The sequence below is a fragment of the Parabacteroides sp. genome (assembly GCF_977054455.1).
Genome location: NZ_CDRTCT010000023.1, coordinates 81,539 through 95,155, shown reverse-complemented (window position 1 = coordinate 95,155; position 13,617 = coordinate 81,539). Strand labels below are relative to the sequence as shown.

The window sequence follows — 13,617 nt, the reverse complement described above, 5'->3', positions numbered from 1 at the left end:
ACAGCTTAATGATTTTGTCCATATTTTTGTTTGCACTTATAATATAGACTTTTATTTTTTAAGCTGTGCTCTTTTATTAATTAAATACACAAAAAGTAACCATACAGCAAAAGTGAACAAGACCCATCCGAATTACATGCAAGGGTAATATTTTTTAACAAACAAGCAATTTATGTAAACATCTATCAATGAAGAGATTTATTCGATATTGCCATTTCAGAAGGGTTATTGTCATTTTTCATTGATATTCAAAAGATATTGCATTACTTTGCATATCTTTATAGCGGAGAATAATATTACGACAGTTTTATACCTATGAAAAATATACTCTTGTTCATCTTCTTATTCCTTTTCCTTCTCTCTTGCAGAGAAAATCAGGCAGTCTCGGAACAGATGGATCGGGCGGAAACACTGTTGACATCAAATCCGGATAGCGCATACGCCATATTGGAGAATATCGAACTGCCGGACAAACTGAACGAACGGCAGTTCGCCCGTTGGTGCATGCTGTTTTGCCGGGCGGCGGATAAACTGTATAAGGATATGCTTTACACCGAACAACTCAACCGTGCCTTAGACTGGTATAAAAGCCACGGGACGGCAGAGCAACAAGCTTGGATCGGCCTCTACTTAGGACGTTCGTATGTGGAAGACAAACTTTTCATCCCGGCAACAAAGGCATATTCGGAAGCGTTGGATTTGGCAAAAGAGAAACATTCATATAATGTGGCAGGATATATTTGCAGCTATATGGCAGACTTGTACACTTACACCGGGCAGCGTTCCGAAGAACGGCGGAAATATGAAGAAGCTACCGAGTATTTCAAAAAAGCAAATAATATGAGGAGTTATGCGTTCGCTCTGCGCGATATCGGCATAACGTGGGTATTCGACGATTCTTTGTCTCTTGCACTTGACCTGATGCTGCAAGCGGATTCGATCGTTACAGGGATGAATGATTCCATAGGAATAGCATCAATTGCAAACGGATTAGGAAATATTTATGACCACTTGGACCAAATAGACAAGGCAAAGTCCTGTTTTTTCAGGAGTCTGGCTTATGACACGATAGATAATGCTCCTACTTATCTGTCTTTAAGTACACTGTTTTATAATTACGGTCAGTTAGATTCCGCTCGTTATTACGCAAAAATGGCAAATCGTCCGACCTACAATCCATACACACCATCCGACCATTTATACCTAAGCTACCTGATCGAAAAAGAAGCAGACAATATCTCGGAAGCATTCCGGTATCTTGAACAATGTTACGAGGCAAAAGATAGTTTGTATGACCAACAGAAACAGGTCGATATCATCGATGCTGAAAAACGGCATAATTCACTGACTGTCATTCGACAAAATCAAAAGTTATACTCCATCATCCGCTCATTAATCGGATTTATCTTTATAGCCGGCTTAACCGGTGTTTCGTTTTATCTGTATAAAGACCGGAAAAGATTAGACAAAATCAACAAGCAACAGTTACTGCTGGACGAAAAAGAGCTATTATTGTCCAAACTGGAAAATGAAATCAAGCAAAAAGTTGTTCCAAACCCAAAAAGAAGTTTTTTTGCTGAAATATGAGAAATTACAACATTCAACCCATTTCTTGAAACTGAAAGAGCACTTGAACAGCAAAGAAAAATATGGACAAATGCTTTCCGAACAAGACTGGGAGAACTTGAAAGAACAAATTGACTCTATATGTCCGAACTGGCAGGCTGCCGTACAAGAGTGTGCACTCCTAAAAAAAGCCGAAATAGAAACCTGCTGTCTTAGCTTCCTGAATATCAGTATAAAATCAGAAGCCATACTTTTAGGAATCAATCCCGATTCAGCCAATAAGCGCAGGCTCAGAACTCGCCAAGCATTAAAACTGACCAATTCAAAAACGGGTATTTGTGAGTTTATTATCCAAAAAATATCGGAGAATACAGCGGTTTAACCTTCATGTTCTTATTCTATATCTTATTGATAAATAATACATTACAAATAATGTCCATATAAATCGGTCCTTATCCATATCTCTTCTGACCATTTTTTGCCTTTTCCAAAACAAACCTGCACCTTTGTCATGGAATTTGGTCAAATGAAATTCCGCAAGCCCACCAAGGGTTAGGAACTTTATCAGTAAAACACTATTGGTAATAATCATGCAAAAATTTCATCTGCCAGTAGGGGATTTCAAGAAATTGCCGTCATAATAATAACAAATAAATTATTTCATGAAAAAGATTCTATTTTTACTTTTACTCATCTCAACTACCGCATTCGCTCAAACCGAACACGGTTTGTTGGTCGGTGCTGGTGCCGGGTTTCCGATGCACGATGGCGCAGTGTATATGACAACTCCTCATTATGGATATAATAATGATGTGAAAGCGAATGGAATGCTTGGCTATCGATTCCGTTTCTTAGCAAATCAAATGTATTTTCTCGACTTGGATGCAACAGTCGGTTTTCAATGGATGCAAGTTTACAAATACAAAGCACTTCTTCTTGGGGATATTGATAAAATACCGGAAGGAGACTATGTCATCCCACCCGGAGAAAGTTTTACTGATTTCATCATGCCGATCTCCATTGCCGCCAGTTGGAACTATCGCCTCACCGACAAATTCCATTTCGGATTAGGCGTAACTCCGACATTATATGTACAACCGCAAGCCGTATTCGACCTTTCCATAATGGCTAAAGTCGGCTACCGGTTGAGCAAACATTGCGAATTAGGACTGTCCTATCAATATGGTTGCCTGAACACGCTGAAGCACTTCAACGACGGTCCGGCACTCGGGCGCCGGGGGCATTTGTCCGATTTGATGTTATCGGTGTACATTCCGTTTGTTACCAAATAAAAGACAACAATAATCCGCCCTTTTTCCCACGTCAGCAGAAAAAAGCCTTCCTTTCCGTTTCGTCTTTTTGAAACGGGAAAAGGCTTTTTCTCCGACACTCACCAGAAACGTTTGCCTGTTTGCCTCCGGATCGTCCGGGAAAACCACTGTATGCCTATGAAATTTGGAATGCATGCTCATCCAACCGCCCCAACATCCTGTCCGCCTTACTTAACAAAGTGATTATCTCCATATTATCAATCACCCAGCTATGGTTAATCGGGTTCGGCTGGAAACTTTTATAATACCCTTGATTTATATACAGACCTGATTTAAATTCTTTCATATCGATTACAATATTAAAATTAGGACTCTTATCACTGAGTTATACCATTCCCTTATTTCATTTTTCAGCCAAAAAGTGAAATAAGAAAATCACTATTTCATTTTATAACGGTAAAAGTGAAATAACAACCTTGATAACCTCGTGTACAAATATACCACTTTCAATTAATCCTTTTTTATATATCCCTAAAATTTCCACTATACAAAAATTACAGGAGACAGTGGATTCGAAACAAAAACTATAAATCCACACCTCTCTACCAAGAAGATACGAATCCTGTCCGCAGATGTCGGTTTGTTGTCATCCGAATGTCGGCAAATTATCAGATTTCAGACTGTCATTCAACGGATTCTTTTAATATATTTCTAATCTCTTCCACACAATTTATAGCGTATCAGAGCGTTGGTATTAAACGTAAATGCTTACCTTTGCGGCCGACTGTCCGTGTGAGGATACAAAATTAAGACAATTAATTATTACACTTTATACAAAGTATGGGAAAGTATAAATTGATCAACAACGCGTTGGGCTGGATCGTTTTTGCGATCGCTTCGACCGTCTATTTGATGACTATGGAACCCACTGCCAGTTTCTGGGATTGCGGTGAGTTCATTTCTTCGGCTTACAAGCTGGAAGTAGGGCATCCGCCCGGAGCACCGTTCTTTATGTTGACGGCCAACCTGTTTACACAACTTGCATCCGACTCTGCCACAGTGGCAAAGATGGTGAATACGATGTCCGCCCTGTTTAGCGGATTGACAATCCTGTTCCTTTTCTGGAGTATCACTCATCTTGCACGCAAGATCATGGTGAAAGACGGAGAAGAAGCCTCTTTAGGCCAGATGATTACCATCATGGGGAGCGGTCTGGTCGGAGCATTGGCTTATACATTCAGCGATACGTTCTGGTTCAGTGCCGTGGAAGGGGAAGTCTATGCCTATTCATCCCTCTTTACAGCGGTTGTTTTCTGGCTGATACTGAAGTGGGAAGCCGTTGCCGACAAACCGCATGCAGACCGTTGGATCGTACTGATCGCTTACCTGATGGGGTTGAGTATCGGCGTCCACTTGCTGAACTTGTTGTGTATTCCGGCTATCGTGCTGGTATATTACTATAAGAAATTCCCGAACCCGACGATGAAGGGTACGTTGGTTGCCCTGCTCGTTTCCTTCGCCATCGTGGCGCTGATGATGTACGGCGTCGTACAGGGACTGGTCGAGGTTTGCGGCTATTTCGAACTGTTGTTTGTCAACGTCTTAGGCATGCCTTACAATTCCGGGGTATTTGCTTATGTGATCATTGTGGCAGGCGTGTTGATCTGGTCTATCTGGGAAACCATGCGCGACGAGATCCATCCGACACGCATGAAGATCGCTTTCATCCTGTCGGTCGTATTGATCGGTATTCCGTTTATCGGTAGCGGCTACGTTTTGGCGGTCATCCTGACTGCTGCATTGAGCCTGTACCTGTTCAAGAGCAAGAAGGTGGATATCAAGACGCTGAATACGATCCTGGTCTGCCTGATGGTAGTCGTTGTGGGCTATTCTTCGTATGCACTGACGCTGATCCGTGCAACGGCCGACACGCCGATGAACCAGAACGCGCCGAGCGATATCTTTACGTTGCGTACCTATCTGGCACGCGAACAGTATGGCAAAACCCCGCTCCTCTACGGACAGACCTACGTTTCGGAAGTACAGCGCGAAAACCAGGGAGGAAGTTGCGTGCCTGTCACGACAGAAGGAGAACCGACCTGGAGCCGCGTGATCAAGAAGGACAAAAACGAGAAAGACCGTTATTATGTGTCGCGCACGGATCAGGAATACAAATACGTCGACGAACTGAACATGTTGTTCCCGCGTATGTACAGTTCCGATCCGCGCCATGTCCAGGCCTACAAGGACTGGGCGCAGGTAAAAGGCCAACCGGTGAAATACAACTATTGTGGAGAAATGAAAAGCGTAATGAAGCCTACATTCGCGGAAAACCTGAAGTTCTTCTTCTCCTACCAACTGAATTTTATGTACTGGCGCTACTTCATGTGGAACTTCTCCGGCCGTCAGAATGACATCCAGGGAAATGGCGAGGTGCTGAACGGCAACTGGATTACCGGTATTCCGTTTATCGACGAAGTGCTGGTAGGTCCGCAGGAAGATATGCCGTTCGATATTATCAATAATAAAGGGCACAATGTCTATTATATGCTGCCGTTGCTGTTAGGTATTTTAGGTTTGCTGTTCCAGGCTTATTCGGGACAGAAAGGGATCCAGAGTTTCTGGGTGACCTTCTTCCTGTTCTTCATGACCGGCCTGGCTATCGTGCTGTACCTGAACCAGACGCCGTACCAGCCGCGTGAACGAGACTATGCGTATGCCGGATCGTTCTATGCGTTCTGTATCTGGATCGGGTTCGGTGTCGCGGCACTGGCAAAGGGATTGGAGCGATACGGCAAACTGAGTCCGGTTATCGCCGGATCGGTGGCAACCGTGCTCTGCCTGTTCATACCGATCCAGATGGCCGGACAGAACTGGGACGACCACGACCGTTCAGGCCGCTATGTCTGCCGCGATTTCGGTTCCAACTATCTGGAATCCTGCGAGCCGAATGCCATCATCTTCACCAATGGCGACAACGACACATTCCCCTTGTGGTATGCTCAAGAGGTAGAAGGCGTCCGTACCGATGTCCGCGTATGTAACACCAGCTACCTGCAGACAGACTGGTACATTGACCAGATGAAGAAACAGGCTTACGAGTCCGCTCCGCTGCCGATCACCTGGACACGCGACCAATATATACAAGGAACCCGCGATGCTGCTTATGTATTCCCGCTGACAAAAGATTCGATCGACCTGAACACGGCCTTGAATTTTGTCCGCAGCGACGATCCGAAGTTCAAGAAGATTCCGGGTATCAACCAGGAACTCGATTATATCCCCGCCGACAAGCTGTACTACAAAGTCGACTCGGTCGCCGGAGCCAAGATCTTAGGCGGCAAGACAGACGGCATGGTAGACAAGATGATGATCAACCTTGCCGGAAAAAATGCGCTGGGCAAACAGGAACTGACGATCCTCGACATGTTGCAGACGAACAACTTCGAACGTCCGATGTACTACGCGATCACGGTCAGCCCGGACCAGTTCGTCAATCTGGACGGTTACTTCGAACAGACCGGTCTGGCTTACCAGGTCGTTCCGAAAAATGCCAACAAGTCGGTCAACACCGACAAGATGTATGACAACGTGATGAACAAATTCAAATGGGGTGGCGTGGATAAACCGGGCGTTTACATCGACGAAAATGTAATGCGCATGTGTAAGAGCTACCGCTTGCTGCTGTTCAACAAGCTGGCAGAGGCATTGGTGAAAGAAGGCAAGAACGACAAGGCTCTGGAAGTATTGGACAAATGTATGCAGGTGTTGCCGCCGGAAAATGTTCCGCTCGACTACACGGCTCTTTCAACCGGTGAGCTCTATTACGTGCTGGGCCAGAAAGAGAAAGCGGCGGAAATATTTACAGGCATTGCCGATAACATGATGCGTAACATTAACTGGTACTTCCGCTTGAACCCAGTGCAATTGGCGTCCGTAGAAACAGAATTGTTACAGGACATGCAGGTTTTGAATCAAGTATTGTTAATCAACAAACATTACAACCCCGAATTCAATAAGAAATACCAGGAAGAGTTTGACAACTACCGTATGGCTTACGAATCGGTTGGACGCAAAGAATAGATATGTTTATAGAACAACCGCCCTGGTTTTACAGGGTCCTGTTTCCAGGGGTAATCTGGCGGATTCCGGCAAAGAAGAAGTGTGTATATCTCACCTTCGACGATGGCCCGATCCCCGAGGTTACCCCTTGGGTATTGGATATATTAGACAAATATGGCGTAAAGGCGACCTTCTTCTGTGTCGGGGACAACGTCCGCAAGCATCCGGAGATCTACCGGATGGTACTGGAGCGGGGACATCGTGTGGGCAACCATACCTTCAACCACATCCAAGGCATCCGCTTCTGGACCAAGAACTATCTGGCGAATGTGGAAAAGGCTGCCGAATACATCAAAAGCGACCTGTTCCGTCCGCCTCACGGACACATGCGTTTCCCGCAGGTAATATGGCTCAGGAGGCATTACCGGATCATCATGTGGGACGTGGTGACACGCGATTACAGTCCGCACATGACACCGAACGGCGTCTTCAACGTCGTCAAAAACTATACGAGAAACGGCTCTGTCATTGTCTTCCACGACTCGTTGAAAGCCGAAAGCAATATGCGCGAAGCCATGCCGCGAGCAATCGAATGGTTGCAGGCGCAGGGATATGAGTTCAAAGTGTTTTAAATAGTATTTACATAAAAAAACAGATATGAATAAGAGCCAGGTACGCGGATGACGCGGATTAAACGGATAGAAACGGATTTTTTATTTTAAATCCGCGTTCATCCGCTTAATCCGCGTCATCCGCGTACCTGGCTCTTCCCTATATAATATGTTTCCAGCTACCGAAATAAAAGAGAAAGCAAAAGAGATCGGCTTCGATGCCTGCGGGATCGCACAAGTGGCGACCGCAGACAGCGAAGCCTTTTTTTTTGACAAGTGGCTGAAGGAGGGTAACCATGCCGGGATGGCGTATATGGAGAACCACCGCGAAATACGGCTTGATCCCACCGGGTTGGTGGAAGGAGCCAAGACAGTCATATCCGTGGCGTTGAACTATTATCCGGAACAGAAACTTCCGCCCGAAGCGCCTCATATCGCCTATTACGCATACGGAAAAGATTACCATTTCGTCCTGAAAGAGATGCTGAATAGCCTATGGGCCACACTGCTGCCGCACACGGGAACGGGACAGGCCGATGCAGGAGACGCCCGCTTCTTCACCGACTCCGCTCCCATCCTTGAACGCTATTGGGCTTGGAAAGCCGGACTGGGCTGGATCGGGAAGAACACGAACCTGATTATTCCCGGTAAAGGCTCTTTCTTCTTCTTGGGAGAAATCGTCACCACCCTCGAAGCGGACCAGTACGACACACCGCAGAAGAACCGTTGCGGCAGTTGTACCCGTTGCCTGGATGCCTGCCCGACAAAAGCGCTGGAAGGTCCCCGCCATCTGAACGCCCGTAAATGCCTCTCCTATCTCACCATCGAGAATCGCGGAGAAATCCCCGCCGAACAGGCCGCCCGCCTCGGTAACCGCCTCTACGGCTGCGACACCTGCCAAGAGGTCTGCCCCTGGAACCGTTTCGCCCGCCCGACGCGGATAGAGGCCTTCCGCCCGGCATCGGCTTTGCTTTCTCTTCGAAAAGAGGATCTAAAGGTCTTTTCCCGTGAAGAATATAATCGTATATTTGCCAAATCGGCGGTCAAAAGAGCCAAATACGAAGGATTGATACGAAACATACATAACTTAAAAGATTAATACCATGAGAAGGACATTGAAAACCTTATCCCCATGCCTCGTCACATTCCTGTTGATGATGACAGTCGCATTTGCAGGTAACGCGCAGGAATTACAAAAGAAATTAGAAGGACTGAAAGGTATCAGCGGCATCGAGAAGCTGGAATCGGATCATTATGCCGAGAAATATCTCGTACGCATCACCCAGCCTGTCGACCATCGTGACCCGGCAGCCGGGACATTCACGCAGCGCGTGATCATCGGGCACGCCGGCTTCGACCGCCCGACCATCCTCGTGACCGAAGGCTACGGAGCGGCATACGCCCTCAACCCGCGCTATCAGGAAGAGTTGACAAAACTGCTCAACGCCAACCTCATCTTCGTGGAATACCGCTATTTCCTCGAATCCACCCCGGAACCCTGCAATTGGGACTACCTGACGGCAGAGAATTCGGCCTACGACCTGCATAATGTCAACCGTACATTCAAGCAATTGTACGCCGGCAAATGGGTCAGTACCGGCATCAGCAAAGGCGGACAGACCACCTGCCTGTACCGCGCCTGGTTCCCGGACGACGTAGATTTCTCCGTCCCCTACGTAGCCCCCTTGAACCGCGGTGTGGAAGACGGGCGCCACGAACCTTTCCTCCGCAAGGTCGGCACGAAGAAAGACCGCCAAAAGATCGAAGCTTTCCAAACCGAAATCCTGAAACACAAGGACGAAATCGTCCCGATGCTGGAAAAGTTCTGCAAAGACAAGAAGCTGGAATTCCGTATTCCGATGGCCGAAGTATTGGATTATTGTGTTTTGGAATACCCGTTCGCCCTTTGGCAATGGGGTACGCCGACCAGTGTGATTCCACCGCTCACATCCGATACAAAGACATTGTTTTACCATTTGGCCGATATCAGCGGCCCCGACTATTTTGCCGAAGACCAGCCGAACATCTCCTTCTTCGTGCAGGCTGCCCGCGAATTGGGCTACTACGGTTACGACACGAAACCGTTCAGGAAATACCTGACAATCGACAACAGCCAGGGATACCTGAACCGCATCATGCTGCCGAAAGAACTGGTCGACAAAGTTGAATACCGCCCCGAACTCTATCATAAAGTCTATGATTTCCTCCGTGACAACGATCCGAAGATGATCTTCATCTATGGCGAAGTGGATCCGTGGAGCGCCACCCGCGTCCCGACCTTCAAAGGCAAGGTAAACGAACAAGTCTACATCCAGCCCGGAGGCAGCCACCGCGCCCGTATCAGCAACATGCCGGAAGACATGAAGGAGAAGATACTGACGCAGATCAACAAATGGCTGGCGGAATAGCATCTATAACCCTATGCTTTACGATGGCTAAAGCATAGGGTTAGCCATCGTAAAGCATAGGGTTATCATTCGGACAAGTTTCAAAAGAATAATGGATAACGACCGCTTTTCAACAAAATATAATTATCTTTGTATATGTGTTTCACCTATTGTCTAACTTATTAATAAAGAAGCAAATGAAAAAGAATCTCTTGTTTCAGCTCCTGCTGGCGGCATTTCTGCTCCCGGCTTTTTCCTGTTCGGATGACGATTCCACTCCGGAAATCGACAATGCAACCACCTTGAACATGCTCGATGCAGAAAACGGCAAGACCCGCTTGGGCAACTCCGATATCTATATCAATGCAGCAAACAATTTCGAGACAAACAGATGCCTGATCGTCGAACTCGGTTCGTCGAAAGGACTCGGAAAGGTTGTCCCGCCCCAAATCGGCGAGGGATTGGTCAATCAGGTAGCCGTGACGCCGGGACATCTCTACCAGGCTTTCAAGGAAGATGCCGTGATGCGGTTTCCTTCGGGGAAGTTGGCACTGGCGCTGGCCGGCGACTACTATCAGTTCTATGTCGACTCCGAGATCAAGAAAGAGGAAAGAAGGATAGGGGCCGTTGTCCTGTTTGCTCTGATCAATCCAGAGGCCGACGGGATGCCTGCCTACGACAGTACGATCGGGACTGTGGTCAGCGGCACTGAAGACGAAGTGGCCTATGAATTCCCGAAAGGTACAGAGTTTAGCTACGATAGCGATCTGGAAGATATTTTCCAGATTTCGTCTGAAGGCGGAGCCCTAAAAATGAGGCTTCTACTCACGTGGCGCGATATCCGGGGCAACTACGCCATCTATGCCCGGCATAATGAGATGTACACGAAAGTATATGTCAGAGTGGAATAATCAGAACATTCCCTGCACCTTATAGACAAATTCCATCCAAACCCAATATCGGATCGCCTTTCCGAGAAACATCGAGATAGCCACGATCCAGATATTGGCGCGGAGGAAACCGAGCGCCACGGCGATAAAATCACCTATGCCGGGAAGGAAAACGAAAAAGCCCATCCAGGAACCTTTCCCCTTTATCCAATCCTGTACTTTCTGCAATTTGGCGGCATCCAGTTTCAGATATTTCTCTATCCATTCGACCTTGCCCAGCATACCGAGCCAGTAACAACTCATACCGCCCAGGAAATTACCCAGCGTAGCCGCAATCATACAAGGCCAGTAGGCCGCTCCCGCCAACAACACGCCGGTCAGAACGACCTCGCTGCTGAACGGCAAAACGGTAGCAGCTAAGAAAGAGGCGATAAACACGCCGATATATCCGTACTCTATAAGAAATTCCATATCCGAATGAATAGAGTGGCAATCAGGATTGCCACAGTTGCAAAAAACGACCAAAACACGATCCTGCCACGTGTCACCGTAAAAAAGTGGGCGATCAGGATAGAGGCTGGCACGCAAGCTGTTTCCAGAAACTCTTCCGAAACCTGTTCATAGAGGAAATAAAGACCGAATGCCCATACGGACATCGCAATCAGGAACGAAAGGAACTGGCGGGAACGAAGCGAATCCTCCGTATCGTGCATGACGATATTCAAGGAAGCGACCACCGTCAACAAGGCAATCGCCATGATACTGATCCAATCCAGCAACACAATTCCGTCCGTCGCCAGGAAGCGCACCTTGAAAAGTGTCGAGAAAGGAACGCTGAACAGCGTGAAATCCCGTTGCCACACACACCAGCCCAGCAGGAACCAATAGACCGTCGCCACCCCTAACAAAGAAGCGATAAAGGTACGGGGCGCCAGCGAACGGAAATTATACATCCCCAGCCAGAACAACGGCAGAAACCAAAGCAAATGAACCCAGAGCAGGCTGCCGATGCCGATCAGCAAGGCGGCACTATAGGCTTTCTCCCTCGCTTCGGGATCATGATAGGTCGTGAACAGCTGGTAGATCGCCAGGATCAGGCAGAAAACACCGACCGAAGTCGATTTCAGGGGAAAGAAATCGGGATTCGTACTGATGAACAGGACATAGAAGAGAAAGGGCAACATCGTCTTCTCCCGTATCAGCACCAGCACATAGTTCGCACGGTGCAACAGGAAAGCCCCTCCGAACATCAACGCCATCCCGATGATATAGGTAAATTCTTTGCCTGGCAATGCCTGGCAAATCGTATTCCAGAGAGGAGTAGCCGAGACCTCGCCATAGACAGGATAGCCCACGGAGTACAAATAACTGACCACCCAACAGACGATGCACGCCAATAAGACCGGTATGAATGTCGGCGGCGCAGAAAAGTCGAATCGACGGCTGTATTTATTATAAGCTACTCTCATTCTTAATCATCATTTACCTGTTACTTTTGGCTTGATCCAAAAGTAACAGATAAATCAGCATTTATAACAACAATTTATAAATCAAATCCGATATCGCTACGGAAATATTTCTTTTCGAAGTCGATGACCTTGGCACCGGCGAAAGATCGGGCAAGGGCTTCCTCCTTGTCGGCCCCGTAAGAGCTGACAGCAATGACACGGCCGCCACTGGTCAGGATCTGCCCGTTATCAGCTTTTGTACCGGCATGGAAAACGATATTTTCGGCAGAAACCTTATCCAGACCACTGATAACCTTGCCTTTTTCATACGCTTCGGGATAACCGCCGCTTACCAGCATAACCGTTACGGCCGCACGCGGATCGTGCACCAGTGTGCGGCTACCCAAATTACCTTCGGCCACCCCTTCCAACAGTTCAACCAAATCGCTCTGGATACGCAACATGACAACTTCCGTTTCCGGGTCACCCATGCGGCAATTATATTCGATCACCATCGGTTCGCCCTTCACATTGATCAGGCCGAGGAAAACGAAACCCTTATAGTCGATATTTTCCGCTTTCAGCCCTTCTATCGTCGGGCGGATAATGCGCTCGTCCACTTTCTGCATAAACACCTCGTCGGCAAAAGGAACCGGAGACACGGCTCCCATGCCGCCTGTATTCAAACCTGTATTGCCTTCGCCGATACGCTTGTAGTCTTTTGCCACCGGAAGCACTTTGTAGCTTTCGCCATCCGTCATCACGAATACGGAACATTCGATACCGTCCAGGAACTCTTCGATCACGACCGTCTTGCTGGCATCGCCGAACATACCGCCTAACATATCGCCCAGTTCCTTCTTCGCTTCTTCGAGCGTGTCGAGGATCAACACCCCTTTACCGGCAGCCAGACCATCGGCCTTCAACACATAAGGAGCCTGCAATTCTTCCAGGAAAGCGTATCCTTCTTCCAAATTTCCGGCTGAGATACTCTTATAACGGGCAGTCGGGATATCGTGCCGCATCATGAACGCCTTCGCAAAATCCTTGCTGCCTTCCAACTGCGCTCCTTCTTTCGAAGGGCCGATCACCGGAATACCTGCCAGGGCCGCATCGTTCTTGAAATAGTCATACACTCCTTTCACCAGCGGATCTTCCGGGCCCACCACCACCATACCGATCCGGTTTGCCAACGCAAATTCCTTGATAGCAGGGAAATCGTCCGCCTTGATATTTACGTTCGTACCCACCAATGCGGTACCTGCATTGCCGGGGGCAATGAATAACTGATCCACTTTCGGGCTTTGAGCCATCTTCCAGGCTATTGCATGTTCACGGCCGCCTGAGCCAAGTAATAATATGTTCATATGTAGTTCTTTTTA

The 13,617-nt window shown here is 47.6% G+C and carries 11 protein-coding genes and 1 pseudogene; 8 read left to right on the top strand and 4 right to left on the bottom strand.

The features are described from left to right. The first annotated feature begins 315 nt into the window (after positions 1-315). From ACW6QF_RS12835 to ACW6QF_RS12825, 3 genes are all read left to right on the top strand, one after another. On the top strand, positions 316-1,587 hold the full coding sequence (locus ACW6QF_RS12835; protein ID WP_456088123.1) for a hypothetical protein: 1,272 nt from the start codon (positions 316-318) through the stop codon (positions 1,585-1,587). Further along, positions 1,529-1,948 (top strand): hypothetical protein, encoded by a 420-nt coding sequence (locus ACW6QF_RS12830; protein ID WP_456088122.1) that lies wholly within the window; start codon positions 1,529-1,531, stop codon positions 1,946-1,948. Before ACW6QF_RS12835 ends, ACW6QF_RS12830 begins: the two co-directional genes overlap by 59 nt. Positions 1,949-2,228: 280 nt before the next feature. Next, a complete protein-coding gene (locus tag ACW6QF_RS12825) occupies positions 2,229-2,858 on the top strand; it encodes a hypothetical protein (RefSeq protein ID WP_456088121.1) in 630 nt (209 codons plus the stop codon). A 160-nt stretch (positions 2,859-3,018) separates the two neighbouring features. Here the strand turns inward: ACW6QF_RS12825 and ACW6QF_RS12820 are convergent. Then, positions 3,019-3,183 (bottom strand): annotated as a pseudogene (locus tag ACW6QF_RS12820) (Fic family protein); the annotation flags it as partial. A gap of 494 nt (positions 3,184-3,677) precedes the next feature. Here ACW6QF_RS12820 and ACW6QF_RS12815 point away from each other — a divergent pair. The 5 genes from ACW6QF_RS12815 (at position 3,678) to ACW6QF_RS12795 (ending at position 10,808) form a co-directional block, all read left to right on the top strand. Next, the gene (locus ACW6QF_RS12815) at positions 3,678-6,920 is read left to right on the top strand and encodes a protein O-mannosyl-transferase family (protein WP_456088120.1); all 3,243 of its coding nucleotides are present in this window, start codon (positions 3,678-3,680) and stop codon (positions 6,918-6,920) included. Positions 6,921-6,922: 2 nt separating this feature from the next. Then, the gene (locus ACW6QF_RS12810; protein ID WP_298553305.1) at positions 6,923-7,531 is read left to right on the top strand and encodes a polysaccharide deacetylase family protein; all 609 of its coding nucleotides are present in this window, start codon (positions 6,923-6,925) and stop codon (positions 7,529-7,531) included. A gap of 148 nt (positions 7,532-7,679) precedes the next feature. After that, a complete protein-coding gene (gene queG / locus ACW6QF_RS12805) occupies positions 7,680-8,609 on the top strand; it encodes a tRNA epoxyqueuosine(34) reductase QueG (protein WP_456088119.1) in 930 nt (309 codons plus the stop codon). A gap of 4 nt (positions 8,610-8,613) precedes the next feature. Further along, positions 8,614-9,918, top strand: a complete 1,305-nt coding sequence (locus ACW6QF_RS12800; protein WP_456088118.1) for a S28 family serine protease — start codon at positions 8,614-8,616, stop codon at positions 9,916-9,918. A gap of 176 nt (positions 9,919-10,094) precedes the next feature. Next, positions 10,095-10,808, top strand: coding sequence for a DUF5036 family protein (locus ACW6QF_RS12795; protein ID WP_298553298.1), 714 nt, complete (start codon positions 10,095-10,097; stop codon positions 10,806-10,808). Here the strand turns inward: ACW6QF_RS12795 and ACW6QF_RS12790 are convergent, their stop codons facing one another. From ACW6QF_RS12790 to purD, 3 genes are all read right to left on the bottom strand, one after another. Then, a complete protein-coding gene (locus tag ACW6QF_RS12790; RefSeq protein ID WP_008146862.1) occupies positions 10,809-11,258 on the bottom strand; it encodes a YqaA family protein in 450 nt (149 codons plus the stop codon). Continuing rightward, positions 11,243-12,256 (bottom strand): hypothetical protein, encoded by a 1,014-nt coding sequence (locus ACW6QF_RS12785; RefSeq protein WP_456088117.1) that lies wholly within the window; start codon positions 12,254-12,256, stop codon positions 11,243-11,245. The genes ACW6QF_RS12790 and ACW6QF_RS12785 overlap by 16 nt, the downstream gene beginning before the upstream one ends. 74 nt (positions 12,257-12,330) lie before the next feature. Then, complete coding sequence (gene purD / locus ACW6QF_RS12780; protein ID WP_456088116.1) at positions 12,331-13,602, bottom strand: phosphoribosylamine--glycine ligase; 1,272 nt, start codon at positions 13,600-13,602, stop codon at positions 12,331-12,333. Positions 13,603-13,617 lie beyond the last annotated feature (15 nt).

Bases quoted from the DNA above. Each gene is read 5' to 3' on its own strand.
- ACW6QF_RS12835 (WP_456088123.1), top strand. From the start codon at position 316: ATGAAAAATATACTCTTGTTCATCTTCTTATTCCTTTTCCTTCTCTCT.
- ACW6QF_RS12830 (WP_456088122.1), top strand. From the start codon at position 1,529: ATGAAATCAAGCAAAAAGTTGTTCCAAACCCAAAAAGAAGTTTTTTTG.
- ACW6QF_RS12825 (WP_456088121.1), top strand. From the start codon at position 2,229: ATGAAAAAGATTCTATTTTTACTTTTACTCATCTCAACTACCGCATTC.
- ACW6QF_RS12815 (WP_456088120.1), top strand. From the start codon at position 3,678: ATGGGAAAGTATAAATTGATCAACAACGCGTTGGGCTGGATCGTTTTT.
- ACW6QF_RS12810 (WP_298553305.1), top strand. From the start codon at position 6,923: ATGTTTATAGAACAACCGCCCTGGTTTTACAGGGTCCTGTTTCCAGGG.
- queG (WP_456088119.1), top strand. From the start codon at position 7,680: ATGTTTCCAGCTACCGAAATAAAAGAGAAAGCAAAAGAGATCGGCTTC.
- ACW6QF_RS12800 (WP_456088118.1), top strand. From the start codon at position 8,614: ATGAGAAGGACATTGAAAACCTTATCCCCATGCCTCGTCACATTCCTG.
- ACW6QF_RS12795 (WP_298553298.1), top strand. From the start codon at position 10,095: ATGAAAAAGAATCTCTTGTTTCAGCTCCTGCTGGCGGCATTTCTGCTC.
- ACW6QF_RS12790 (WP_008146862.1), bottom strand. From the start codon at position 11,258: ATGGAATTTCTTATAGAGTACGGATATATCGGCGTGTTTATCGCCTCT.
- ACW6QF_RS12785 (WP_456088117.1), bottom strand. From the start codon at position 12,256: ATGAGAGTAGCTTATAATAAATACAGCCGTCGATTCGACTTTTCTGCG.
- purD (WP_456088116.1), bottom strand. From the start codon at position 13,602: ATGAACATATTATTACTTGGCTCAGGCGGCCGTGAACATGCAATAGCC.